Source organism: Pseudomonas sp. LBUM1646 (assembly GCF_059716165.1).
This window is the reverse complement of the sequence record NZ_CP166810.1, coordinates 824,757-847,915: the sequence shown is the minus strand read 5'-3', so window position 1 is coordinate 847,915 and position 23,159 is coordinate 824,757. Positions and strand designations below refer to the sequence as shown.

The 23,159-nt window shown below is 60.8% G+C and carries 23 protein-coding genes; 14 read left to right on the top strand and 9 right to left on the bottom strand.

Features of this window, described 5'->3' with window-relative positions; all coding sequences use genetic code 11:
- Nucleotides 1-11 precede the first annotated feature (11 nt).
- A complete protein-coding gene (locus tag ACA071_RS03630) occupies nucleotides 12-1,118 on the top strand; it encodes an ABC transporter permease (RefSeq protein ID WP_497643172.1) in 1,107 nt (368 codons plus the stop codon).
- Nucleotides 1,118-2,044, top strand: a complete 927-nt coding sequence (locus ACA071_RS03625; protein WP_497643170.1) for an ABC transporter permease — start codon at nucleotides 1,118-1,120, stop codon at nucleotides 2,042-2,044. Before ACA071_RS03630 ends, ACA071_RS03625 begins: the two co-directional genes overlap by 1 nt.
- A 47-nt stretch (nucleotides 2,045-2,091) precedes the next feature.
- Here ACA071_RS03625 and ACA071_RS03620 read toward each other — a convergent pair whose 3' ends face one another.
- On the bottom strand, nucleotides 2,092-2,550 hold the full coding sequence (locus ACA071_RS03620) for a hypothetical protein (protein WP_497643169.1): 459 nt from the start codon (nucleotides 2,548-2,550) through the stop codon (nucleotides 2,092-2,094).
- 82 nt (nucleotides 2,551-2,632) lie between these two features.
- On the opposite strand from ACA071_RS03620, the gene ACA071_RS03615 reads away from it, so the two are divergent.
- The 3 genes from ACA071_RS03615 to ACA071_RS03605 all read left to right on the top strand — a co-directional run bounded on the left by ACA071_RS03615 (nucleotide 2,633) and on the right by ACA071_RS03605 (nucleotide 5,318).
- Nucleotides 2,633-2,983 carry a MerR family transcriptional regulator gene (locus ACA071_RS03615; RefSeq protein ID WP_123402752.1) on the top strand — a complete coding sequence of 117 codons (351 nt, stop codon included), beginning with the start codon at nucleotides 2,633-2,635 and terminating at the stop codon, nucleotides 2,981-2,983.
- 25 nt (nucleotides 2,984-3,008) lie between these two features.
- Complete coding sequence (locus tag ACA071_RS03610; protein WP_497643168.1) at nucleotides 3,009-3,695, top strand: SDR family oxidoreductase; 687 nt, start codon at nucleotides 3,009-3,011, stop codon at nucleotides 3,693-3,695.
- A gap of 264 nt (nucleotides 3,696-3,959) precedes the next feature.
- The gene (locus tag ACA071_RS03605; RefSeq protein WP_497643167.1) at nucleotides 3,960-5,318 is read left to right on the top strand and encodes an 8-oxoguanine deaminase; all 1,359 of its coding nucleotides are present in this window, start codon (nucleotides 3,960-3,962) and stop codon (nucleotides 5,316-5,318) included.
- 117 nt (nucleotides 5,319-5,435) lie between these two features.
- Here ACA071_RS03605 and ACA071_RS03600 read toward each other — a convergent pair whose 3' ends face one another.
- Nucleotides 5,436-6,524 (bottom strand): calcium:cation antiporter, encoded by a 1,089-nt coding sequence (locus ACA071_RS03600; RefSeq protein ID WP_497643165.1) that lies wholly within the window; start codon nucleotides 6,522-6,524, stop codon nucleotides 5,436-5,438.
- Between the two features lie 286 nt (nucleotides 6,525-6,810).
- Here ACA071_RS03600 and ACA071_RS03595 point away from each other — a divergent pair, with 286 nt between their 5' ends.
- The 3 genes from ACA071_RS03595 (at nucleotide 6,811) to ACA071_RS03585 (ending at nucleotide 10,049) form a co-directional block, all read left to right on the top strand.
- Nucleotides 6,811-7,893: a BMP family ABC transporter substrate-binding protein gene (locus tag ACA071_RS03595; protein WP_497643164.1), complete on the top strand. Its 1,083-nt coding sequence runs from the start codon at nucleotides 6,811-6,813 to the stop codon at nucleotides 7,891-7,893.
- 155 nt (nucleotides 7,894-8,048) lie between these two features.
- A complete protein-coding gene (locus ACA071_RS03590) occupies nucleotides 8,049-9,014 on the top strand; it encodes a 2-oxoglutarate and iron-dependent oxygenase domain-containing protein (RefSeq protein ID WP_497643163.1) in 966 nt (321 codons plus the stop codon).
- Between the two features lie 81 nt (nucleotides 9,015-9,095).
- On the top strand, nucleotides 9,096-10,049 hold the full coding sequence (locus tag ACA071_RS03585) for an adenosine deaminase (protein ID WP_290027856.1): 954 nt from the start codon (nucleotides 9,096-9,098) through the stop codon (nucleotides 10,047-10,049).
- A gap of 41 nt (nucleotides 10,050-10,090) precedes the next feature.
- Here the strand turns inward: ACA071_RS03585 and ACA071_RS03580 are convergent, their stop codons facing one another.
- The 3 genes from ACA071_RS03580 to vimR all read right to left on the bottom strand — a co-directional run bounded on the left by ACA071_RS03580 (nucleotide 10,091) and on the right by vimR (nucleotide 13,567).
- Complete coding sequence (locus ACA071_RS03580; RefSeq protein ID WP_497643162.1) at nucleotides 10,091-11,470, bottom strand: MFS transporter; 1,380 nt, start codon at nucleotides 11,468-11,470, stop codon at nucleotides 10,091-10,093.
- Between the two features lie 127 nt (nucleotides 11,471-11,597).
- Nucleotides 11,598-12,332, bottom strand: coding sequence for an ArsR/SmtB family transcription factor (locus ACA071_RS03575; protein ID WP_497643161.1), 735 nt, complete (start codon nucleotides 12,330-12,332; stop codon nucleotides 11,598-11,600).
- Nucleotides 12,333-12,637: 305 nt separating this feature from the next.
- A complete protein-coding gene (vimR, locus tag ACA071_RS03570; protein ID WP_497643159.1) occupies nucleotides 12,638-13,567 on the bottom strand; it encodes a transcription regulator VimR in 930 nt (309 codons plus the stop codon).
- A 119-nt stretch (nucleotides 13,568-13,686) separates the two neighbouring features.
- On the opposite strand from vimR, the gene ACA071_RS03565 reads away from it, so the two are divergent.
- From ACA071_RS03565 to ACA071_RS03555, 3 genes are all read left to right on the top strand, one after another.
- Entirely contained in the window at nucleotides 13,687-13,980 is a 294-nt protein-coding gene (locus ACA071_RS03565; protein ID WP_497643157.1) for a putative quinol monooxygenase, read from the top strand.
- Nucleotides 13,981-14,012: 32 nt separating this feature from the next.
- Nucleotides 14,013-15,026: a zinc-binding alcohol dehydrogenase family protein gene (locus tag ACA071_RS03560; protein WP_497643156.1), complete on the top strand. Its 1,014-nt coding sequence runs from the start codon at nucleotides 14,013-14,015 to the stop codon at nucleotides 15,024-15,026.
- Nucleotides 15,027-15,193: 167 nt separating this feature from the next.
- Nucleotides 15,194-15,364 carry a hypothetical protein gene (locus tag ACA071_RS03555; protein ID WP_497643155.1) on the top strand — a complete coding sequence of 57 codons (171 nt, stop codon included), beginning with the start codon at nucleotides 15,194-15,196 and terminating at the stop codon, nucleotides 15,362-15,364.
- An 8-nt stretch (nucleotides 15,365-15,372) separates the two neighbouring features.
- On the opposite strand, the gene ACA071_RS03550 is transcribed toward ACA071_RS03555, so the two are convergent.
- Nucleotides 15,373-16,569 (bottom strand): multidrug effflux MFS transporter, encoded by a 1,197-nt coding sequence (locus ACA071_RS03550; protein ID WP_497643154.1) that lies wholly within the window; start codon nucleotides 16,567-16,569, stop codon nucleotides 15,373-15,375.
- Between the two features lie 228 nt (nucleotides 16,570-16,797).
- Nucleotides 16,798-16,995, bottom strand: coding sequence for a heavy-metal-associated domain-containing protein (locus ACA071_RS03545; RefSeq protein WP_497643153.1), 198 nt, complete (start codon nucleotides 16,993-16,995; stop codon nucleotides 16,798-16,800).
- 160 nt (nucleotides 16,996-17,155) lie between these two features.
- Here ACA071_RS03545 and ACA071_RS03540 point away from each other — a divergent pair, with 160 nt between their 5' ends.
- The 3 genes from ACA071_RS03540 to cueR all read left to right on the top strand — a co-directional run bounded on the left by ACA071_RS03540 (nucleotide 17,156) and on the right by cueR (nucleotide 20,557).
- Nucleotides 17,156-17,539, top strand: a complete 384-nt coding sequence (locus tag ACA071_RS03540) for a hypothetical protein (protein ID WP_054043980.1) — start codon at nucleotides 17,156-17,158, stop codon at nucleotides 17,537-17,539.
- Between the two features lie 217 nt (nucleotides 17,540-17,756).
- Complete coding sequence (locus tag ACA071_RS03535; protein ID WP_497643152.1) at nucleotides 17,757-20,147, top strand: heavy metal translocating P-type ATPase; 2,391 nt, start codon at nucleotides 17,757-17,759, stop codon at nucleotides 20,145-20,147.
- Nucleotides 20,144-20,557, top strand: coding sequence for a Cu(I)-responsive transcriptional regulator (gene cueR / locus ACA071_RS03530; RefSeq protein ID WP_090175934.1), 414 nt, complete (start codon nucleotides 20,144-20,146; stop codon nucleotides 20,555-20,557). Before ACA071_RS03535 ends, cueR begins: the two co-directional genes overlap by 4 nt.
- Here cueR and ACA071_RS03525 read toward each other — a convergent pair.
- Nucleotides 20,511-21,725 (bottom strand): MFS transporter, encoded by a 1,215-nt coding sequence (locus tag ACA071_RS03525; RefSeq protein WP_497645265.1) that lies wholly within the window; start codon nucleotides 21,723-21,725, stop codon nucleotides 20,511-20,513. The two genes, cueR and ACA071_RS03525, sit on opposite strands and share 47 nt — an antisense overlap.
- A gap of 184 nt (nucleotides 21,726-21,909) precedes the next feature.
- The gene (locus ACA071_RS03520; protein WP_497643151.1) at nucleotides 21,910-22,800 is read right to left on the bottom strand and encodes a PA4780 family RIO1-like protein kinase; all 891 of its coding nucleotides are present in this window, start codon (nucleotides 22,798-22,800) and stop codon (nucleotides 21,910-21,912) included.
- Nucleotides 22,801-23,159 lie beyond the last annotated feature (359 nt).

Here is a 23,159-nt window from a genome sequence, read left to right as displayed (position 1 = left end):
CGGAGTTTCACATGCTGCTTTCTCTCGAACCCCGTGGCCAGCAATCGCGCCTGATGTTGTGGTGCTCGCCGTTGCTGGCGGCGGCGCTGACGCTGGGCTGCGGCTCATTGCTGTTTATCGCCTTGGGCCACGACCCATTGCTGACGTTGCACACCTTGCTGATCGCACCCATCAGCGACCTGTATGGCGTCTCCGAACTATTGGTCAAAGCCCTGCCGATTCTGCTCTGCGCACTGGGCCTGGCAGTGGCGTATCAGGCGAGGATCTGGAACATCGGCGCCGAAGGCCAGTTACTGCTTGGCGCCCTGGCCGGCAGTGCGGTGGCGGTGAACATTATCGGCATGCAAAGTCGCTGGGCGCTGGTGTTCATCCTGCTCACCGGCACCCTCGCCGGCGCCGCGTGGGCCGGGCTGACCGCGTGGTTGCGTACGCGCTTCAACGCCAACGAAATCCTCACCAGCATCATGCTCAATTACATCGCCCTCAACCTGCTGCTGTTCTGCGTTCACGGGCCGCTGAAAGACCCGGCCGGGTTCAACTTTCCGGAGTCGGCGATGTTCGGTGATGCCAGCCGTTTGCCGTTGTTGATGGAGGACGGTCGGGTTCACGCCGGGGTGTATTTCGCTTTGCTGGCGTTAGTCGCGGTGTGGGTATTACTGCAGAAAAGCTTTGTCGGGTTCCAGATCAAAGTGCTCGGTCTGGACAAGCGCGCTGCAGGGTTTGTCGGCTTTCGCGAGAAGCGCTTGATCTGGCTGGCGCTGTTGATCAGCGGCGGTTTGGCTGGGCTGGCCGGGGTCTGTGAAGTTACCGGGCCGATCGGCCAACTGGTGCCACAAGTCTCGCCGGGCTACGGCTATGCAGCGATCACTGTGGCCTTTCTCGGACGGCTGAACCCCATCGGTATTCTGTTTTCCAGCCTGCTGATGGCGCTGCTGTACATCGGCGGCGAGAGTGCGCAGATGAGCATGAACCTGCCGCAAGCGATCACCCAATTGTTCCAGGGGATGATGCTGTTTTTCCTGCTGGCCAGTGACGTGCTGATTCTCTATCGGCCGCGTTTGAACTTGCGCTGGACCCGCCGCGCACCCGCCACCGCCGTAACCGCAGGAGCGCTGTGATGGATATCGATCTGCTGAGCAATATTTTCTATGCCATGGTCCGTTGCGGTACGCCGTTGCTGTTGGTGGCGCTGGGCGAACTGATCTGCGAGAAGAGTGGCGTCCTCAATCTGGGCCAGGAAGGCATGATGCTGTTTGGCGCGGTGATCGGTTTTATCGTCGCCCTGAACAGCGGCAACTTGTGGCTCGGCGTGTTGCTGGCGATGCTCGCCGGGATGTTGCTGTCGTCGCTGTTTGCCTTGGTAGCGCTGGTGTTCAACGCCAATCAGGTAGCCACCGGGTTGGCACTGACGATCTTCGGCGTGGGCTTGTCGACGTTTGTCGGCGCGGCGTGGGTTGGTAAACCGCTGGCGGGTTTTGAACCGGTGGCGATTCCTTATTTGAGTGAAATCCCGCTGATCGGGCGGATGCTGTTTGCGCAGGATCTGCTGGTGTACTTGTCGTTCGCCTTGTTTGCTCTTGTGGCGTGGGTGATTGTGAAAAGTCGCATCGGTTTGATCATTCAAGCGGTCGGGGAAAACCCGGACGCGGCCAGTGCCATGGGCTTGCCGGTGCTCGGTGTGCGCACCTTGGCGGTGTTGTTCGGCGGGGCGATGGCGGGATTGGCCGGGGCTTATTTGTCCCTGGCCTATACGCCGATGTGGGCGGAAAACATGAGCGCCGGTCGCGGCTGGATTGCCTTGGCACTGGTGGTGTTTGCCAGTTGGCGGGTGTGGCGGCTGCTGCTCGGGGCTTATCTGTTCGGGCTCGCCAGCATCCTGCATTTGGTGGCGCAGGGGTTGGGGCTGGCGATTCCTTCCAGTTTGTTGGCGATGTTGCCGTATGTCGCAACTATTTTGGTGTTGGTGCTGCTGTCCCGAGATGCGGTGCGTACGCGGTTGTATGCGCCGGTGTCGTTGGGGCAGCCGTGGCAGGGTGGGCATTAGCGGTTAGCAGGTCCGGCCTCTTCGCGGGCAAGCCTCGCTCCTACGGGTCATTGCGTGTTCATCCCATTTGGACCCGACGCAAAACCTGTAGGAGCGAGGCTTGCCCGCGAAGGCGTCCGCACTGGCAACACCTGAGCCACGCCCCACGCCAATTCAAAGAACAAGAAAATCGCCAACAACGAACTGGCGCCATGCACCAAGGCATACAGCTGCCAAGCCGAAAACAGGAATCTTCCAACAGCGTCATACCGCCCAAATACCTGCTGCGGATCCCGAATCCGCAACACCGCCCACACACAAACAATCGACCCCAGCAAATTCGCCATCAACATGTGCATCGGCTCAAATGCCGGCAACTCACCCGGCAAATCCAACGCCTGACTCAAACCCGACAACGCACCATGGAGCAAAGCAAAACTCCACGGCGTAACAAACGCCGCCGTCACGATCAAGTCATACCAGGCACCGCCTCTTACCACTCGGCGATATTGCGTTGAAGTCCACATTGGCGTTGCTCCATAAATTCAAGGAGCAACAAGGCTAAAGCCTGGAGTATGCTCCAGGGTCAAGCCCCTTCGAGACACCCTGATGCGCATCGGTGAATTAGCCCAGGCCAGCGCCGTCAGCCGCGACACGCTGCGCTTCTATGAGCAACGCGGGTTGATCGCGGCGCAACGCAGCGCCAACGGTTATCGCGACTACCCGGCGGACATGGTGCAGCTGGTGCTGTACATCAAGACCGCTCAGCGACTGGGCTTTACCCTCGGCGAGATTGGCAACAGCGTCGCCGCGTTGTGGCAGTCGCCCGACCCGGACAGTGCCGTCACGCAATTGCTGCAAGACAAACTCAAACTGATCGAAACCCGAATGGACGAACTCGGCGCATTGCGCAATGAGTTGCAGCAAAGGCTCGGTCAGCGTTGTCCTTTGAATCCATGATCCTCACTTATCAAGGAAGCCACTCATGTCCACGGCAAAAACCGCGCTCATCATCGGCGCCTCCCGGGGCCTGGGCCTCGGCCTGGTGAAAACCCTGCTGGCCGACGGCTGGCAAGTCACCGCCACCGTGCGCAACCCGCAAAACGCCGAGGCGCTGCAAGCGCTGGGCAAGGTACGGGTTGAAAAGCTCGACATGGATGATCAGCAAGCCGTCATCGCGCTGAGCCAACAACTCAAGGGCGAAATGTTTGACCTGCTGTTCGTGAATGCCGGGGTCAAGGGGCCGGACGTGCAGACGCCAGGTGGCGCGACACTGGCCGAAGTCGGGCAACTGTTTTTCACCAACGCTGTGGCACCAATCAACCTGGCCCAGCGTTTCGTCGGGCAGATTCGCGACGGCAGCGGCGTGCTGGCATTCATGAGTTCGGTGCTCGGCAGCGTGACCATGCCGGACGCGCCGGAACTGGCGTTGTACAAGGCCAGTAAAGCGGCGCTGAACTCGATGACTAATAGCTTCGTGACGCAGCTGGGCGAGCAGAAACTCACCGTGTTGTCGCTGCATCCGGGCTGGGTGAAGACTGACATGGGCGGTGAAGGTGCCGACATCGATGTGGAAACCAGCACCCGTGGTTTGGTGGATCAGGTGAACGCCTACACCGGCAAGGGCGGGCATCACTTCGTGAACTACAAGGGTGAAACGATTCCCTGGTAACCACTGCGCCTTCCCCCGTAGAGCTGCCGCAGGCTGCGATCTTTTGATCTTGTTTTTCAGCTATCCAGAAAAGATCAAAATCAAAAGATCGCAGCCTGCGGCAGCTCCTACAGGGGATTTGTGTTGTCCTGTCGGACGAAGCTTGCCCACAACGCACTTTTGTTTGAAACTCCGCACCTCGTCCCCCGCGACGACCCTGGATCAGCAGACAGGGTAATCACTGAGCTGGCTAACCTGAACCCACTTTCAGAGGAGCCGGCCAACATGCCTGCGACCCGTACCTGGTTAAAAAACCCCCTCGCAATCTTCACTGCCAATGGCCTCGATGCCCGTGGCGGCCTGGTGGTGCAAGACGGTGTGATCGTCGAACTGCTTGCCGCTGGCCAGCAACCGTCCGCGCCCTGCGGACACGTGTTCGATGCCCGCGAGCATGTGATCCTGCCCGGCCTGATCAACACCCATCACCATTTCTACCAAACCCTGACCCGCGCCTGGGCGCCGGTGGTCAATCAGCCGTTGTTCCCGTGGCTGAAAACCCTGTACCCGGTCTGGGCGCGCCTGACCCCGGAAAAACTCGCCCTCGCCACTAAAGTCGCGTTGGCTGAATTGCTGCTCTCTGGCTGCACCACGGCGGCCGACCACCATTACCTGTTTCCCGAAGGCCTGGAAAACGCGATCGACGTGCAAGTCGAAAGCGTTCGCGAACTGGGCATGCGCGCCATGCTGACCCGCGGTTCCATGAGCCTCGGCGAAAAGGACGGTGGCCTGCCGCCGCAGCAAACCGTGCAGCAAGGTGAAGTGATTCTCGACGACAGCCAGCGCTTGATCGCCGCGTACCACGAGCGTGGCGACGGCGCGCAAATCCAGATCGCCCTGGCGCCGTGCTCGCCGTTCTCGGTGACCCCGGAAATCATGTCAGCCAGCGCCGAACTGGCGAATAAACTCGACGTGCGCCTGCACACTCACCTCGCCGAAACCCTCGACGAAGAAGATTTCTGCCTGCAACGCTTCGGCCTACGCACCGTCGATTACCTGGACAGCGTCGGCTGGCTCGGCCCGCGTACCTGGCTGGCCCACGGCATCCATTTCAACCCGGACGAAATCGCCCGCCTCGGCGCGGCTGGCACCGGTATCTGCCATTGCCCAAGCTCGAACATGCGCCTGGCATCCGGCATCTGCCCGACGCTGGACCTGACCGCCGCTGGCGCGTTGCTCGGTCTGGGTGTGGACGGTTCGGCGTCCAACGATGCGTCGAACATGATGCTCGAAACCCGTCAGGCGCTGTACATCCAGCGCCTGCGCTATGGCGCCGAGAAGATCACGCCAGAACTGGTGCTGGGCTGGGCGACCAAGGGTTCGGCGAGTTTGCTCGGGCGCACCGATATCGGTGAACTGGCGGTGGGCAAGCAGGCGGATCTGGCGCTGTTCAAGCTGGATGAACTGCGGTTCTCCGGTAGCCATGACCCGGTGTCGGCGTTGTTGCTGTGCGGCGCGGATCGTGCGGACCGGGTGATGATCGGCGGCAAGTGGCGGGTGATTGATGGGCAGGTTGAAGGGTTGGATCTGAAGGGGTTGATTGCTGATCACAGCCAGGCGGCTCGGCAGTTGATTGCTGGCGTCTGACACAACACCGCCCGATCGTTCCCACGCTCTGCGTGGGAATGCCTCATTGGACGTTCTGCGTCCGCTTTGGGACGCGGAGCGTCCCGGGCTGCATTCCCACGCAGAGCGTGGGAACGATCAAAGGCCCAACAACGACAACATGATAAACGTCGCAAACAACACAAAGTGCGTCATGCCCTCAATGGCATTGGTCTCCCCATCATTGAGGTTGATCGCACTGACGATCAACGTCAGGAAAATCATCACCGTCTGCACCGGCGTCATCGCCATCTGAAACGGCTGGCCCGTATAGAGCGCCATCGCCTCCATCACCGGCACGGTCAGGATGACCGTCGACAACGACGCGCCCATGGCGATGTTGACCACTGACTGCATGCGATTGGCCAGGGCTGCGCGCAACGCGGTCAGGATCTCCGGTGCTGCAGAGATCGCGGCCACCAGGATTGCCGTGATGACGGGCGGCGCGCCTGTGCCTTCCAGGCCCAGATCGAGGGTCTTGGACATCACTTCGGCCAGTGCGCCGATCACCACCACGCCAAATACCAGTGTCGCGATACTGAGCGGCACGTTGACCGGATCAGGTTCTTCTTCCGGGATTTTCTTGCGGCGTTTTTCCGGGTAGCTGTAGCTGAAGAAATAGCTGTGCGGCCCGACCTGCATGCGCAGGAACAAGGTGTAGAGCACGACCATCGCACCGATGGTGAACGCCGAATAAATCTTCCAGTTGGCTTCGGGAATGAACTCCGGCACGACCATGGAAACGCCCATGGCGGTGAGGATCATCACGCTGTAACTGCGTGCCGAATCGTCGTTGTAGGACTGTTCGCCATGCTTGATTCCGCCCATCAACGCGGCCAGGCCGAGGATGCCGTTGATGTCGAGCATCACCGCCGAATAAATCGTGTCGCGCACCAAGGTGGGTGAGGCTTCGTTGCTCATCATGATCGCCAGGATCACCACTTCCACCAGCACCGCAGCCAGGGTCAGGATCATCGTGCCGTAGGGGTCGCCGACTTTCTCAGCCAGCAGTTCGGCGTGATGGGCCACGCGCATGGACGCCGCGACGATGAAGGCGATCAGCACCAGGCCAGCGGCCAACGCGACGGGCTGGCCGCTGTGCAGCATCCAGTGCTCCAGCGGGTAGACGATGGCGGCGGCAAGAACGGCCAGCAGCAGGAAACTTTCTTGCTTGAGGTGTGTGAGCATTGCGGGCCTTTTGCACAGTGGAGCGTAAACAGGGTGATGAGCTACTGACTGCGGGGCGGCGCTAACGTTTCGTTACACCTTAGCGCACCAGTGGATGGCGTGAGTCCGGTCAGTTGCACTGGGTTGGTTCTGATATTGAAAAGATCGCAGCCTTCGGCAGCTCCTACAGGGGTACGCGAACTCATGTAGGCGCTGCCGAAGGCTGCGATCTTTTGATTTTGTTGTCCTGTTGGTCAGCAATTTGCATTGCACTCGCCAACCTCAAAACAAAATGGAGTTCGAGTTCATGCATAAACGTCCGTTGAAGAAGCTGCTGTGCGCCGTTGCAGCGGCTGTCGGTCTGAGCGCCAGCCTGACCGCCAGTGCCGCCGACCCGCTGAAAGTCGGCTTCGTCTATATCGGCCCGATCGGTGACCACGGCTGGACGTATCAGCATGAACAGGGACGCAAGGCGCTGGCCGAAAAGTTTGGTCCGCAGATCACCACCAACTACGTGGAAAACGTCGCCGAAGGTGCCGACGCCGAGCGGGTGATCCGTAACATGGCCAAGGACAACTACGACCTGATCTTCACCACGTCCTTCGGCTACATGAACCCGACCCTGAAAGTCGCCAAGCAATTTCCCAAAGTGACCTTCGAGCACGCCACCGGCTACAAGCAGGACAAGAACCTTGGCACCTACCTGGCGCGTACGTATGAAGGGCGCTACGTCGGCGGCTTCCTCGCGGCGAAGATGACCAAGACCAAGAAAATCGGCTACGTCGCCTCGTTCCCGATCCCGGAAGTGATCCGCGACATCAACGCCATTCAACTGGCCCTGAACAAGTACAACCCCGGCACAGAGATCAAAGTGGTGTGGGTCAACTCGTGGTTCGACCCGGGCAAGGAAGCCGATGCCGCCAACGCGCTGATCGACCAGGGCGTGGACGTGGTGTTCCAGCACACCGACAGTCCGGCGCCGATCCAGGCTGCCGAGCGGCGCGGCGTGTATGCCGTGGGCTACGCTTCGGACATGCAGCACTTCGGGCCGAAAGCGGTGCTGACCTCCATCGTCAACGACTGGGGCCCGCACTACATTCAAGCGACCCAAAGCGTGCTCGACCACACCTGGAAATCCCAGGATTACTGGGGCGGTTTGAAGGAAGGCACGGTTGAACTGCCGATCAGCGACCTGGTGCCGGCGCCGGTGAAAGCAGAAGCGGAGCAGATCATTGCCGATATCAAGAGCGGTACGCTGCATCCGTTTACCGGGCCGATCAAGGACCAGGCCGGTGTCGAGAAGATCCCGGCGGGGGCGACGCCGAGCAATGCGGAACTGGCGTCGATGAATTATTACGTGGAAGGCATGAAGGCCGAGATTCCGAAGTAATCCACCTTCCTGATCGTTCCTACGCTGACCGATCGTTCCCACGCTCTGCGTGGGAATGCCTCAATGGACGCTCCGCGTCCGCTTTCTGGGACGCAGAGCGTCCCGGGCTGCATTCCCACGCGGAGCGTGGGAACGATCGTTATAGAGACTGCAAAATGAACCAACTCCCGATCATCGACATCAGCCCGCTCTACACCGACGACGCACAGGCCTGGCAATCCGTCGCCACACAAATCGACCGCGCCTGCCGCGACTGGGGCTTTTTCTACATCAAGGGCCACCCGATCAGCGCCGCCCGCATCGACGCCGTGCTCGACCACGCCCAACGCTTCTTCGCCCTGCCAGTCGCCGAAAAACTCAAGATCGACATCACCCAGACCCGACACCATCGCGGTTACGGCGCCATCGCCACCGAGCAACTGGACCCGAGCAAACCCAGCGATCTGAAAGAAACTTTCGACATGGGATTGCACCTGCCCGCCGATCACCCTGAAGTGCTGGCAGAAAAACCGCTGCGCGGCCCCAATCGCCATCCGTCGATGCCCGGTTGGGAAGCGCTGATGGAGCAGCATTACCTCGATATGCAGGCCCTCGCCCAAACCCTGTTGCGGGCCATGACGATGGCCCTCGGCATTGAGCGGGACTTCTTCGACACACGCTTCAACGAGCCGGTTAGCGTGCTGCGGATGATTCATTACCCGCCACGTCACACCGCCAGTTCCGAAGAGCAACAAGGCGCCGGCGCCCACACCGATTACGGCTGCATCACCCTGTTGTATCAGGACGCCGCCGGTGGCCTGCAAGTGCGCAACGTAAACGGCGAATGGATCGACGCCCCGCCCATCGAAGGTACCTTCGTGGTCAACCTCGGCGACATGATGGCGCGCTGGAGCAACGACCGTTACCTGTCGACACCGCATCGGGTCATCAGCCCGTTGGGCGTAGACCGTTACTCGATGCCATTTTTCGCCGAGCCGCACCCGGACACGCCCATCGAATGCCTGCCCGGTTGCCAGGATGAACTGCATCCGGCGAAATATCCGGCCACCACCTGCGCCGAATTCCTGCTGTCGCGCTTCGCCGATACCTACGCCTATCGCCGGGAACCGCAAGCGGTTTGATCAACCGTCTGGTCAGGTTTTACCAATTGTTGCAGCGAGCATCTGTAGAATGCCGTCATTGCACCTGATGAGAATTCGAACATGTACGACTGGCTGAACGCCCTGCCCAAGGCAGAACTGCACTTGCACCTGGAAGGCTCGCTGGAGCCCGAGTTGCTGTTCGCCTTGGCCGAACGCAACAAGATCGCCCTGCCGTGGGACGACGTCGAAACCCTGCGCAAGGCCTACGCCTTCAACAACCTGCAGGAATTTCTCGACCTGTACTACAAGGGCGCCGACGTGTTGCGCACCTCTCAGGATTTCTACGACCTGACCTGGGCCTACCTGTTGCGTTGCAAGGCGCAGAACGTGATTCACACCGAACCGTTCTTCGACCCGCAGACCCACACCGACCGTGGCGTGCCGTTCGAAGTGGTGCTCAACGGCATCGCTGCCGCACTCAAGGATGGCGAGCAGCAACTGGGCATCACCAGCGGTCTGATCCTGAGCTTCCTGCGCCACTTGAGCGAAGACGAAGCGCAGAAAACCCTCGACCAGGCGCTGCCGTTCCGTGATGCGTTTGTGGCCGTTGGCCTGGACAGTTCGGAGATGGGTCACCCGCCGAGCAAGTTCCAGCGCGTGTTTGATCGTGCCCGCCACGAAGGCTTCCTGACCGTCGCCCACGCTGGTGAAGAAGGCCCACCGGAGTACATCTGGGAAGCCATCGACCTGCTGAAAATCCAGCGTATCGACCATGGCGTGCGCGCCATCGAAGACGAGCGCTTGATGCAGCGGATCATCGACGAGCAGATCCCGTTGACTGTGTGCCCGTTGTCCAACACCAAGCTCTGCGTGTTCGATCACATGTCCCAGCACAACATCCTAGACATGCTTGAACGTGGCGTGAAAGTGACGGTGAACTCCGATGACCCGGCGTACTTCGGCGGTTATGTCACCGAGAACTTCCACGCGCTGCACACCGATCTGGGCATGACCCAGGATCAGGCCAAGCGTTTGGCGCAGAACAGCCTGGATGCGCGGCTGGTTAAACCTTAAGGTCACCGCAATGATCGTTCCCACGCGGAGCGTGGGAACGATCATTGCGCAACCGGCTCGGTTAACTCTTCAAGCGTCTTGCCCCGCGTCTCCATCCCGAACAACCACACCACCGCCGCGGCAATCGCAAAGCACATCGCCCCCAAGGCAAACACCCCGCCCTGCCCGGTAATCGGGAACACCAGTCCGGTCACCAATGGCCCGAGTAGCGAACCGACGCGCCCGATCGCCGAGGCAAACCCCGAGCCCGTGGCCCGCGCCGAAGTCGGGTACAACTCTGGCGTGTAGGTATAGAGCACCGCCCACATGCCGAACAGGAAGAACTGCATCAGCAAGCCCGAGGTGATCAACAGTCCGACGTTGCCGCCAAACACCGCACTCTGGCCGTAGAGAAACGCCATCACCCCGCCGCCCAGCAGCGTCACGATGCACACCGGTTTACGTCCCCAGCGCTCCACCAGCCAAGCGGCCATGAGGAAACCGGGAATCCCGCCGAGGGAAATCAGCACCGTGTAATACACCGACTGGGTCACGGCAAACCCCGACTGTTGCAGCAAGGCGCTGAGCCACGACGTCAGGCCGTAGAAGCCAAGCAAGGCGAAGAACCAGACGCTCCAGATCATCATCGTGCGCTGGCGGTACAGCGGCGACCAGATCTGCCGCAACGCGGAAAAAAAGTTACCCGGCGTACTCGCCACTCGCGGCAAGCGAATCGGCGCGGGTAACTCTGAACGCCCCAGCGACGCGCGGACCCGCTCCTCAATGCGCAGCAACACCTTGTCCGCCGCCTCATGTTTGCCAGCCTGTTCGAGCCAGCGCGGTGACTCGGGAATGAAAAAACGAATCGCCAGGACAAACACTGCCGGCACCGCTAACACCAGGAAGATGTCGCGCCAACCGATCACCGGCAGCAAGAAGTACGACAGCACCCCGGCCGCGACGAAACCGAGTGGCCAGAACCCGTCCATCAACGCGATATAGCGCCCGCGCCCCTTGGCCGGAATCAGCTCCGAGAGCATCGACTGAGCAATGGGAAACTCCATGCCCATGCCGATTCCCAACAGGATGCGAAACAACGTCAGGGTTTCCACAGTCTGCGCAGTGGAGCACAGGTAACTGGCGAGCCCCCACAACACGATGCTCCACTGGAACACCGGTTTACGGCCAAAGCGGTCGGCCAGCATCCCGGACAGCGATGCCCCCAGCACCATGCCGAAGAAGCTCGAACTGGCCAGCAACCCGGCCTGGGCGCTGCTCAGGCCGAACTCGGTCTTGATCGACCCCAACAGGAAAGTCATCATCGCCAAGTCCATGGAATCGAAGAAAAACGCCAAGGCAATAATGATGAAAATGATGCGGTGATAACCGCTGATGGGCAGCCGCTCCAATCGTTCTGCTGCGCTGAATCCTGGTATTTCCATGCCGCATCCCCCCATCCGAAAGTCCCCGGATCGAGTGTGCGCGATAGCGGTTGTGGGTTATTGCTGGATGCGACCTGGCCGCAACCCTGAACGACGCCCGCGACCTCAGACGTCGGTCTCGAAGCGTCTACAACGCCATTTCCAGCTCGGACTCCCTGGCGAAGCGGTGAACTTCACGCTGCCCGGCCGCAGTGATCTGCAAGGCCCGCGAATCATTGGGCAGGGTTAACCAGCCGGACTGCATGAACAACTGCAACAACGCCGCGCCCAATGAGCCTCCCAGGTGCGGACGGCGCTCGCTCCAGTCGGGGCAGGCACAGGCGACTTGCCCGTTGCGGTGGGCCAGGGCCTGGATAAACACCCCTCGGTTGGCCAGTTGCGTAGAGCCTTTATGGGTGACGACGACTCGCTGATCGAACTGCTCGATCCAGCCGGCATCCAGCAAACGCTGGTACAGGTCCGCCGCCAACGTGCCACCCAAATGGTCATCGCACAGCCGCGCCTGCAACAGCGACGACGGTGCTGCCGGGCGCTTGCCCAGAAGGTTGCCGCGTTTGATCGTCTCTGGAATGTCCCGCGGCTTGCTGGCCAGGGTCGCACTGGCCAGCGCCTCTACCGCCGCGCCGACTTCGGGCGCCGCCAGGCGGAAGAACCTTTTTCGTCCGCGCTCTTCGACTTTCAACAGACCTCCGGCGGCTAAACGCCCCAGGTGTGCACTGGCCGAAGACGGCGACAGCCCGGCCAGCAAGGCCAGCTCTTCGGTTTGCCGTGCCGAGCCATCCATCAAGGCCCACATCATTGCGCTGCGCTTGGGGTCAGCCAGCAGCGTGGCGATCTGGCTGATGCAAGGTGCATGTTCCATGTATTCACTCCCTGTTGAATCATTTCGTCTACTGCTCAGAGACATCTTGACCAGTAATGTGTCGTCGGCCAAGACGCGAAAACCGCCATGAACCGAGTCAGGCAAGCCACCCCCACAACGCGCTCTGTCGAACAACCCGGGCCGACTCCCGGGCAAGGACGACTGCAAGGTGAACGCGTCCGGGCCGGTTCGACGGTGCAGGCATGAGGCGGGCGCTAGTATAAGCGGGTTGACCGCCGGTTCCTGCCCTTGGGAGGGCGTGGGTGGTGATAGTTCCTGACAGAAATTTCGCTATTTGCCTGCGACTAATGATCAGCGCCCGATAACGCTGGAAATTGACTACTCAATTGTGCGCATCGGCTGGCGAGCATTTCCCGCAAAAGGTTCACCGGCTTACTCAATTGCGCGCGATGAGCGCACAGCAAATTCAGCGGTGCGCGCTCGCAGAGCAACTCCGGCAACAGCACTTTCAAGCGACCGGCCAACACATCGGCGCCCACATCGAGCCAGGACTTGTACGCGATACCGGCACCCGCCACGGCCCACAGGCGCACCACATCGGCGTCATCGCTGAAGCGGTCGCCACTGACCGTCAGACCGACTTCGCGCTTGCCATCGTGGAAACTCCAGCGGTCGTGAACCCGGCTGCCGAGCATGAACAGCAGACAATTGTGCTGCGCCAGTTGCTCCAGTTGGCGGGGCTCGCCGTGCCGGGCCAGGTAAGCAGGTGATGCGCAGAGGACACGGCGGTTCTGCGGGGCAATGGGCAGCGCTACCAGGCTTGAATCCTCCGGTTCGCCGTAACGCAGGGCGATGTCCACCGGTTGGCGAAACAGGTCGGCGATGCGATCTCCCAGCAATAAACGCACGGTCAACTTCGGGTGCTCACGCTGGAATTCATCCAGCCACGGCAGCAGCAGGTTGCGACCGAAATCCGAAGGTGCCGACAGTTGCAAGATTCCGCTGACCTGATCCTGACCGCTGGCCAACAGACGGCGGCCCTCGTCCAGATTGCTCAGGGCTGCCCGGGCGTACTCCAGAAAGCCTTCGCCTTCGGCGGTCAGGCGCAGGCTGCGGGTGGAGCGCGCCAGCAATCGGGCGCCGAGTTGCTGTTCGATGCGCTTGAGCGCCGCGCTGGCCACCGCCGCCGACATGTCCATCACCCGTGCCGCCGCCGACAGGCTGCCCAAGTCCGCCGCCCGGACAAACAACTGCAAGTCATCGAAACGCAGCATCTTCAGCCTCGATTATCAAAAAAATATTGAAAGAGACTGCTCTTTTAGCGGGTTTTATCTTGCCGGGAAATAGCCAATCATCAGCCCCATCGAAAATCACTCAGCCTCAGGAGCCGAACATGTCCCAGCCATTTACCGCCATTGCCACCCTCATCGCCAAACCCGGCCAACAAGACGCCCTCGAACAACACCTGCGGGCGCTGCTGGAACCGACCCGCGTCGAGGCCGGTTGCGGTCAATACGATTTGCACCAGGACCTGGCCAACCCACTGGCTTTCTACATGATCGAACAATGGAGCAGCGACGAGGCCCTGCAAGCCCACGACGCCAGCGCCCACATCCAGAACTTCCGCGCCAAGGCCGGTGATTTTCTCGAACACTTCGAGCTCAAGCGTCTGCGCACCCTCGCCTGATTCCTTCCTTTATTACTTTTTCGGAGCCCTCAATGAAAGCCATTGCCTACTACGCCTCCCTGCCAATCAGCGACGCCAAATCCCTGCAAGACATCGAACTGCCAGAACCGGTCGCCGGTCCGCGCGACCTGCTGGTAGAGGTCAAAGCGATCTCGGTCAACCCGGTGGACGCCAAAGTCCGGCAGAACGTCCAGCCTGAAGGCGGCGCGGCGAAAGTGCTGGGCTGGGACGTGGCCGGTGTGGTCAAGGCCGTTGGTAACGACGTGACGCTGTTCAAGGCCGGCGACAAGGTGTTTTACGCCGGCTCCATCGCCCGTGCCGGCGGCAACAGCGAATTGCATGTAGTAGACGAGCGGATTGTCGGCCATATGCCGAAAACCCTCGGCTTTGCCGAAGCGGCTGCATTGCCACTGACTGCGATCACCGCGTGGGAATTGCTGTTCGAACGCCTGCAAGTGCGCGAAGGCAAAACCGATGAAGGCCAGAGCTTGCTGATCGTTGGTGCGGCCGGCGGTGTGGGTTCGATCCTGACTCAACTGGCCAGCCAGCTCACCGGGCTGAAGGTCATCGGCACCGCTTCGCGTCCGCAAACCCAGAGCTGGGTGCGTGAACTGGGGGCGGATCTGGTGATCGATCACAGCCAGCCGCTGAGCGAAGAACTTAAGCGTGCGGGCGTTGCGCAGGTGACCCACGTCGCCAGCCTGACCCAGACTGATGAGCATCTGGATCAACTGGTCGAGGCCTTGGCGCCCCAGGGCAAACTGGCGCTGATCGATGATCCGAAGGCGCTGGACGTGACCAAGCTCAAGCGCAAGAGTATTTCGTTGCACTGGGAGTTCATGTACACCCGCTCGCTGTTCGAGACAGCTGACATGATCGAGCAACACAAACTGCTCAACCGCGTCGCGGAGCTGATCGACGCCGGAACCTTGAAAACCACGGTGGGCGAGCACTACGGCAGCATTAACGCGGCCAACCTGCGCCGCGCCCATGAACTGCTGGAAAGCGGCAAGTCCAAGGGCAAGATTGTGCTGGAAGGGTTCTGACAACCCAAATCAAGAGACCGCAGGCTTCTGTAGGAGGTGCCGAAGGCTGCGATCTTTTGACGTTATGCACCGTCAGTCAGAGAGTTGAGCGTTGTCACAATTGCGATCGTATTCGGGTCTACAATCGAGACCTCTGCGACGCAATCTTTTACTTAAGGAGGTCAGCAATGAAGATCCTGATAAAAGAAGTGGCAACATCCCAGTGGCTAGTCCGTCTCGACCAACACGCCGTCACGTTCCGCAGCGAAGCTGAAGCTCGCGCTTTCACCCGCACCCTTGAAGCGCGACTACACGCCCCTCATCAAATACCCGACCGCCAGCAACGTGCCGCTGGCTGAGTCAGTCTTCACGCCTCGGCTTGGGCCAGCGCCCGGGCATTTTGCAAACGCCGGGTGAGCATCGCCACGCTCACCACCAGAATTCCGCACAGGCTGATGACCATGGCCATCGGCATGGCGCTGCCATCGTGCAAAAACCCCACCAGCGATGCCGCCCCGGCGGCGATGCTGAATTGCAGGCACCCAAGCAGCGCCGACGCACTGCCGGCGCGAGCGCCCTGCCCGTTCATGGCGCAGGCCGAGGCGTTGGGGAGGATGCAACCGAGGCTGGCAATACAGATAAACAATGGAATCAGCAGCGGCCATAGCTGTTCGGTGTGCATTGAGCTGACGGCGAGTAACGTCAGGCCTGCGCCCAGATAAATCCAGACCGTGCGCGCCAGCAGGAATGCCGGCCCACGCTTGGCCAACAGTCGCGCGTTGACCTGCGCCACCAGAATGAACCCCGCCGCGTTGGTGCCGAACAGCCAGCCGAAATGCTCGGCCGGCACGCCGTAAAGCTTGATGAAGACAAACGGCGAACCGGAGATGTAGGCAAACATCCCAGCGACGGCGAGACCGCCGGTCAGGGCGTGGCCGAGGTAGACCGGATCGGCCAACAATCGACCGTACTGACGCAATGCCCCCTTCAACGGTTGACGCGGCACATAGTCCGGCAAGCTTTCCGGCAACCCGAGGGCCACGGCCAGGGCGGCCAGAGCGCTGAACCCAGTGAGCACGAGGAAGATCGACTGCCAGCCGGTGGTGTTGACTAACAGTCCGCCGAGCATCGGTGCCAGGATCGGCGCCAGGCCCATCACCAGCATCAGTTGCGAAAAGACTTTCGCCGAGCCCACCGCATCGCATTTATCGCTGACCACCGCCCGGGAGATCACCATCCCCGCGCAACCGCCCAGTGCCTGGACGAATCGCGCGCCCATCAGCCATTCCAGGTTCGGCGCAAAGGCACAGGCCAAGGACGCTGCGGTGAACAAGCCGACCCCCGTGAGCAACGGAATACGCCGCCCGAAACGATCCGCCACCGGACCGTAGAGCAACTGACCAATGGACAAGCCGAGGAAATACGCGGCGAGCGTCATTTGCACGTGTTTTTCGTCGGTGCCGAACGACTGTGCGATAGACGGGAACGCCGGCAAGTAGAAATCGATCGCCAGCGGACCGAAAGCGGTCAGGGCACCAAGAATCAGAATGGTACGGAAGTTCATCAGGCATCCAGTTGGGCGTGGGTCGGCAGCTCGACAGTCTAGCCGCGTGAGGACGCCTTGAACATTCCGATAGGTCGCTAACTATTAAAAACCGATGGATAAACGCACATCCGCTTCTGTAGGAGCAAAGCTTGCTCGCGATGGCGGCGTGTCAGGCGACATTGATGTTGAATGTGCCGGCCTCTTCGCGAGCAAGCTTTGCTCCTACAGAAGCAGAAGCGCAGCGTTTCAGGCGACTTTGGCGTCGTAGCCTTCTTCAGTGATGACGGCAATCACTTGCTCTGCCGTCAGCGCGCTTTCAACACCGACTTCCTTTGCCGCCAGATCCACCCGCACACTGGCCGCCGGGTCCTTGGCTTGCAGGGCTTGCGTAATGGCCTTGACGCAGTGACCGCAGGACATGCCTTCAACATTGAACACTTGCATGGAATGACTCCTTGAGTGAGGCTTTTTAATAACACTGCGGGCAGTCTCGAGCTTGCCACCATGGCAAGGTCAAGTTCTGAAACAAACTGCCGGGCTGGCAATCGGCGTCGCGCTCGGCCAAGCTGCGTTCATCAATGACCCGACCTCAGGAGATTCAGCCATGCGCTGGTCAGCTCTCAGCCTGTTTGGCTTCCTCAGCCTTTTCGCCGCCCTGCCCTCGGCCAATGCCGCCGGTGAAGATTACGGCGTACTGATCATTTCCCGCGAGCGCCTGGAAGTCGCGACCTCCTGCGAGATCGGCGTGTACATTCAGGATCAATTGTCGGCGCGGCTGTTCCAGGAACAGAGCACCTCGTTCAACCTGCCGCCGGGCAATGTGTCCCTGCGCCTGAAACTGCTGCCGGGCCAGGCGCCGGGCTGCAACGCAGGGATGCTGGCGCCGGGCTCGCAGAACATCACGCTCAAGGCCGGGGATGTGTTGAAGTTCCGGATTGCGATGACGCAGGAAGGGATGTACCTGAAACCCGCTGCCCTCGAATACTGATCCCCACCTGATCGTTCCCACGCTCTGCGTGGGAATGCCTCAACGGACGCTCCGCGTTCGGCTTTTGGGACGCAGAGCGTCCCGGGCTGCATTCCCACGCGGAGCGTGGGAACGATCATGCGATCATGCGGCGATCCTTTGATCTGCGACATGGCGCTTGACCTTGCCCGCATGGCAAGGTTGATCCTGTAGGCACTTTCTACAGGGAGCGTGACCGATGTCCGAATCCACCACTTTCGATCTGCCGATTGCCGGCATGACCTGCGCCAGTTGCGCCGGCCGTGTCGAGCGTGCCTTGAGCAAAGTCATCGGCGCCACGGCAGTCAGCGTCAACCTCGCCACGGAACAGGCGCGCATCCAGGCCCCCAGCGATAGCCTGCCGGCCTTGATGGACGCGGTGCAGCAGGCCGGCTACAGCGTGCCGCAGCAAAGTCTGGAATTGAGCATCGACGGCATGACCTGCGCGTCCTGCGTCGGCCGGGTCGAACGGGCGTTGACCAAGGTACCGGGAGTCAAGAGCGTCAGCGTCAACCTGGCCAACGAACGCGCCCACCTCGAATTGCTCGGCCAGATCGATCCGCAAACCTTAATCGCTGCCGTCACCAAGGCCGGCTACGGCGCCAGCGTCTGGGAAGTCGAACACCCCACCGACAATCAACAAACTCGCCTGCAGCGTGAGCGCTGGATCTTGCTCGCGGCCATCGCCCTGGCCTTGCCGCTGGTGTTGCCGATGCTGCTGCAACCGTTCGGCGTGCACTGGATGCTCCCGGCCTGGGCGCAATTTGCCCTGGCCACACCGGTGCAATTCATCTTCGGCGCACGTTTCTACGTTGCTGCCTGGAAAGCCGTGCGCGCCGGGGCCGGCAACATGGATTTGCTCGTCGCTTTAGGCACCAGCGCCGGTTATGGCTTGAGTTTGTACGAATGGGCGACCGCCGCCGGGCGCATGCCACATCTGTATTTCGAAGCCTCGGCGGTAGTGATCGCGCTGGTGCTGCTGGGCAAATACCTGGAAAGCCGCGCCAAACGTCAGACCGCCAGTGCCATTCGCGCGCTTGAAGCCTTGCGTCCGGAACGGGCAATTCAAGTGATCGACGGCCGCGAACAGGATGTGGCGATCAGCGCCCTGCGCCTGAATGATCTGGTTATGGTCAAACCTGGCGAACGTTTCCCGGTGGACGGCGAAGTGGTGGAAGGCCAAAGCCACGCCGACGAAGCGCTGATCAGCGGCGAAAGCCTGCCGGTGCCAAAACAACCCGGCGACAAAGTCACCGGCGGCGCGATCAATGGCGAAGGCCGCTTGCTGGTTCGCACCTTGGCCCTTGGCGCGGAAACTGTATTGGCGCGCATCATTCGCCTGGTCGAAGACGCCCAGGCCGCGAAAGCGCCGATCCAGAAACTGGTGGATAAAGTCAGCCAGGTGTTCGTACCGACGGTATTGGTTCTCGCCTTGGCGACGTTAATCGGTTGGTGGCTGTACGGCGCGCCCATCGAAACCGCGCTGATCAATGCCGTCGCCGTGCTGGTGATTGCCTGTCCTTGCGCCTTGGGCCTGGCCACGCCGACGGCGATCATGGCCGGTACGGGCGTAGCGGCGCGCTACGGGATTTTGATCAAGGATGCCGAAGCGCTGGAACGCGCCCATGAAGTCAGTGCCGTAGTGTTCGACAAGACCGGCACCCTGACTTCTGGCGCACCACGCATCGCTCATTTAAGTGCACTGGACGGTGACGAAGCCGCGCTGCTGCAAATGGCCGGCGCGCTGCAACGGGGCAGCGAACACCCGTTGGCCAAGGCTGTTCTGGATGTCTGCGCCGAACGTGGGTTGGACGTGGCCGATGTCACCGACAGCCAATCGCTGACCGGACGCGGCATCGCCGGCACCCTCGCAGGACGTCGGTTGGCGCTGGGCAATCGTCGTCTGTTAGAGGAAAGCGCCTTGAGCGCCGGTTTCTTGGCCGACTCTGCAAAAGCCTGGGAAACCGAAGGCCGGACCTTATCCTGGCTGATCGAGCAAAGCTCCGAACCGCGAGTCCTCGGCCTCTTCGCGTTTGGCGACACCCTCAAACCCGGCGCCCTGCAAGCGGTGCAGCAACTCAACGCCCGCAACATCAGCAGCCACCTGCTGACAGGCGATAACCGTGGCAGCGCCAAAGTCGTCGCCGAAGCGCTGGGCATCAGCGATGTTCACGCCGAAGTCCTCCCGGCGGACAAAGCCGCCACCGTCGCCGAGCTGAAGAAAACCGGCGTGGTGGCGATGGTCGGCGACGGCATCAACGATGCCCCGGCCCTGGCCGCAGCAGATATCGGCATCGCCATGGGCGGCGGCACCGATGTGGCGATGCACGCCGCCGGGATCACCCTGATGCGCGGCGATCCTCGGCTGGTGCCGGCGGCGCTAGAGATCAGCCGCAAGACCTACGCGAAGATCCGCCAGAACCTGTTCTGGGCCTTCGTCTATAACCTGATCGGCATTCCGCTGGCGGCGTTCGGCTTCCTCAACCCGGTGCTGGCCGGCGCGGCGATGGCGCTTTCGAGCGTCAGCGTGGTGAGCAATGCGCTACTGTTGAAAACCTGGAAACCCAAGGATCTGGAGGACAACCGATGAACATCGGCCAAGCGGCCCGCCACAGCGGCCTGAGCGCGAAGATGATCCGTTATTACGAGTCCATCGGCTTGCTCAAGGCCGCGCATCGCACCGACAGTGGCTACCGGGTTTATGGCGATGACGACCTGCACACATTAGCGTTCATCAAGCGCTCCCGGGATCTGGGTTTTTCCCTGGAAGAGGTCGGCAAGTTGCTGACCCTCTGGCAGGACCGCCAACGGGCCAGCGCCGATGTGAAGGCCCTGGCCCGTCAGCACATCGACGAGCTGAACCAGAAGATCCGCGAGCTCGGCCAGTTGCGTGACACATTGCAGGATCTGGTCGAGCACTGCCAGGGCGACCACCGCCCGGACTGTCCGATCCTCAAGGAGCTGGCGTCGGGTTGCTGCGCCGAACCTGCCCGCGCCTGAGGGATAAGCCCTTCAGAACCGCCAACGTGGTGAGGGGAATGCCGTGGAACAACAGCACCACCGCGCCGGGCGTCCACCAGGCATAGAACGGCGCGGCGATCAGCATGCCGATGCCGAACCCGGTCATTTGCAGCAGGGTCAGGAAGCTGAAGATCGGCAGGCGCAGGTGATCCGGTTCCCGTTGCAGGCGCGACATCAAACCGACTTCGGAAAACCCATCGCCTAACCCGGCCGGCAACGAGAACAGCAGCAAACCGTACAGCGTCTGCTGCTGGAACATCAGAATGAAGCCGCAGGACATCAACAACACGCCATAGAAAAAGCGCCGCTCCAGGTTGATGTTGTCCGAGCCTTTGAGCCGACTGGCAATCCGCGCACCGATGAGTTTGCCGCTGGCCCAGACCGCCAGCATCAGCCCCAGCGTGGTGCTGGCCGATTCCGGGGTCAGCAGCCGCGAGATGATCGGGAAACCGACGTTGTGCGCCGCGCTGCCCAAGGTATCCGCCATGGCCACTGCGAGCATCGCCGCCAATACTGGAGCGCTGCGCAAACCTTGCAGCAGCGCCGACCATTCCCCACGCTCGCTGGCTGATTCAGCATTCGGCGCTGCCGCGCGAAAACGCAACGGCACAATCAACAACGCCGCCAGCAGATAAGTAACCACGTTCAGCGCGAACACCGCTTCAAAGCCAAATGCCGCCACCACCAGTCCCGCCACCAGACTGCCGGCGACCATCGCAATGGACGCCGCCGAGGTGATCCAGGCATTGGTCTTGAGCAGGTGCTCGCGGTCGATCAGGTTCGGTAACTGGCTGTTGAGGCCGATGGCGAACATCGAATTGCCAAAACCCAGGCCGAAGGCAATCACCGGCAGCAGCAAGGCTTGCTGGGTCACCGGCAGAATCAGCAGCAAACCGAGCACACCCGCGCGCAATAAATCGAAGGCGATCAGCGGCAGGCGTCCAGCCACACGACGATAAAACGGGGTGCCGATCAGACTGGCAAAAATCCCCCCGGCCACGCGGCTGGCGAGGAAGATCGCCACGCTCATGGCGCTGTTGCTGAGGACATAGACATAAGTGGCCAGGGCGACCATGTTGAGGAATGCGCCGAAGTCGGAGATCAGGCGGGCGGTGATGATCAGGTGGGCGTTGCGGGTGGAATGGATGTTCACAATCAATCCTTGAGTGTGAGAGGTGTTTTAGATCCCGTAGGAGCAGCCGAAGGCGGCGATCTTTTGATTCTGCCTTTAAAAACAAGATCAAAAGATCGCCGCCTTCGGCAGCTCCTACGCGGTATTGCGTGTCCTGCAAAAAAACCCGGCCTAAACCGGGTTTTTCTTTAACCGATCACTACATCCACGGTGGAGGCGGTTCTTCGGTTTTGCCCGGTGGCGCGTCATCAGCCGCGCGTACCGCTTGCTTGCGCTCTTCATCCAGGCGTGCCGCTTCGATTTCGCGGATGACGCCGCCAACATCGGCCAACTCTTCCGGTTCGTCGAACTCGCCGGTCAGGATGCTCGCCGGGTGCAGGGTGCCAGCTTCGTAGAGCGCCCACATTTCCTTGGCGTACTTGGTCTTTTTCAATTCCGGCGCAAACCGCCCGAAGTAGGACGCCATGTTGCCCACGTCCCGCTCCAGCATGGTGAACGCGTGGTTGTTACCCGCCGCGTCGACCGCTTGCGGCAAGTCGATGATCACCGGACCGGTCGGGGTCAACAGCACGTTGAACTCCGAGAGGTCACCGTGCACCAGACCGGTACACAACATCAGCACGATCTGGGAGATCAGGAACGTGTGGTATTCACGGGCCTGGTCCGGCTCCAGCACCACGTCGTTCAGACGCGGCGCGGCATCGCCGTATTCATCGGCCACCAGCTCCATGAGCAATACGCCTTCAAGGAAGTCGTACGGCTTGGGCACTCGCACCCCGGCACCGGCCAGACGAAACAGGGCCGCCACTTCGGCGTTCTGCCAGGCGTCCTCGGTTTCTTTCTTGCCGAACTTGGAGCCCTTGGCCATCGCCCGAGCCTGTCGGCTGTTGCGTACCTTGCGACCTTCCTGATACTCGGCCGCCTGGCGGAAACTGCGTTTGTTCGCCTCCTTGTAGACCTTCGCGCAACGTAGCTCGTTACCGCAGCGCACCACATAAACAGCTGCTTCTTTACCACTCATGAGTGGGCGCAGCACCTCGTCGACCAGACCGTCCTCGATCAGGGGTTCAATGCGTTTTGGAGTCTTCATCAGCTTTTATTGTGGGTCCTTTATTACCAAACACGCGAAAGTCATTCGTTATACGGCAATCCTCGCGCCTCGGGGAGGGGTTGCCGACCTATGAACATTGCAGAAGCACACAATGTGCCGAATTTATCCGGTAAATCCTGCGCCAATCAACGACCGCTGGAGATCATAGCCGAGCCGCCGGCACTTGTTGGCGAAGGGATGCGAGGGCATTTACGACAGAAGCTGACATCTGGATTCCTCCTATTTGTCAGATTTTTCTCAAAGGGCCTCAATTTCCCCTTTTTTCAGCCGAAGTCCTCAGAGAGAAAAGGATTTGTCCGACAATCGTCCTGACTAAAAAGACGATGCCGCACTCAAGG

What these genes read in the sequence shown, in the direction of transcription:
- ACA071_RS03620 (WP_497643169.1), bottom strand. Translation starts at nt 2,550, where the DNA reads ATGTGGACTTCAACGCAATATCGCCGAGTGGTAAGAGGCGGTGCCTGG.
- ACA071_RS03565 (WP_497643157.1), top strand. Translation starts at nt 13,687, where the DNA reads ATGTCCCAGCCATTTACCGCCATTGCCACCCTCATCGCCAAACCCGGC.
- ACA071_RS03585 (WP_290027856.1), top strand. Translation starts at nt 9,096, where the DNA reads ATGTACGACTGGCTGAACGCCCTGCCCAAGGCAGAACTGCACTTGCAC.
- ACA071_RS03615 (WP_123402752.1), top strand. Translation starts at nt 2,633, where the DNA reads ATGCGCATCGGTGAATTAGCCCAGGCCAGCGCCGTCAGCCGCGACACG.
- ACA071_RS03580 (WP_497643162.1), bottom strand. Translation starts at nt 11,470, where the DNA reads ATGGAAATACCAGGATTCAGCGCAGCAGAACGATTGGAGCGGCTGCCC.
- ACA071_RS03555 (WP_497643155.1), top strand. Translation starts at nt 15,194, where the DNA reads ATGAAGATCCTGATAAAAGAAGTGGCAACATCCCAGTGGCTAGTCCGT.
- ACA071_RS03600 (WP_497643165.1), bottom strand. Translation starts at nt 6,524, where the DNA reads ATGCTCACACACCTCAAGCAAGAAAGTTTCCTGCTGCTGGCCGTTCTT.
- ACA071_RS03630 (WP_497643172.1), top strand. Translation starts at nt 12, where the DNA reads ATGCTGCTTTCTCTCGAACCCCGTGGCCAGCAATCGCGCCTGATGTTG.
- ACA071_RS03625 (WP_497643170.1), top strand. Translation starts at nt 1,118, where the DNA reads ATGGATATCGATCTGCTGAGCAATATTTTCTATGCCATGGTCCGTTGC.
- ACA071_RS03575 (WP_497643161.1), bottom strand. Translation starts at nt 12,332, where the DNA reads ATGGAACATGCACCTTGCATCAGCCAGATCGCCACGCTGCTGGCTGAC.
- ACA071_RS03605 (WP_497643167.1), top strand. Translation starts at nt 3,960, where the DNA reads ATGCCTGCGACCCGTACCTGGTTAAAAAACCCCCTCGCAATCTTCACT.
- ACA071_RS03520 (WP_497643151.1), bottom strand. Translation starts at nt 22,800, where the DNA reads ATGAAGACTCCAAAACGCATTGAACCCCTGATCGAGGACGGTCTGGTC.
- ACA071_RS03590 (WP_497643163.1), top strand. Translation starts at nt 8,049, where the DNA reads ATGAACCAACTCCCGATCATCGACATCAGCCCGCTCTACACCGACGAC.
- ACA071_RS03540 (WP_054043980.1), top strand. Translation starts at nt 17,156, where the DNA reads ATGCGCTGGTCAGCTCTCAGCCTGTTTGGCTTCCTCAGCCTTTTCGCC.
- ACA071_RS03560 (WP_497643156.1), top strand. Translation starts at nt 14,013, where the DNA reads ATGAAAGCCATTGCCTACTACGCCTCCCTGCCAATCAGCGACGCCAAA.
- ACA071_RS03595 (WP_497643164.1), top strand. Translation starts at nt 6,811, where the DNA reads ATGCATAAACGTCCGTTGAAGAAGCTGCTGTGCGCCGTTGCAGCGGCT.
- cueR (WP_090175934.1), top strand. Translation starts at nt 20,144, where the DNA reads ATGAACATCGGCCAAGCGGCCCGCCACAGCGGCCTGAGCGCGAAGATG.
- ACA071_RS03545 (WP_497643153.1), bottom strand. Translation starts at nt 16,995, where the DNA reads ATGCAAGTGTTCAATGTTGAAGGCATGTCCTGCGGTCACTGCGTCAAG.
- ACA071_RS03610 (WP_497643168.1), top strand. Translation starts at nt 3,009, where the DNA reads ATGTCCACGGCAAAAACCGCGCTCATCATCGGCGCCTCCCGGGGCCTG.
- vimR (WP_497643159.1), bottom strand. Translation starts at nt 13,567, where the DNA reads ATGCTGCGTTTCGATGACTTGCAGTTGTTTGTCCGGGCGGCGGACTTG.
- ACA071_RS03550 (WP_497643154.1), bottom strand. Translation starts at nt 16,569, where the DNA reads ATGAACTTCCGTACCATTCTGATTCTTGGTGCCCTGACCGCTTTCGGT.
- ACA071_RS03535 (WP_497643152.1), top strand. Translation starts at nt 17,757, where the DNA reads ATGTCCGAATCCACCACTTTCGATCTGCCGATTGCCGGCATGACCTGC.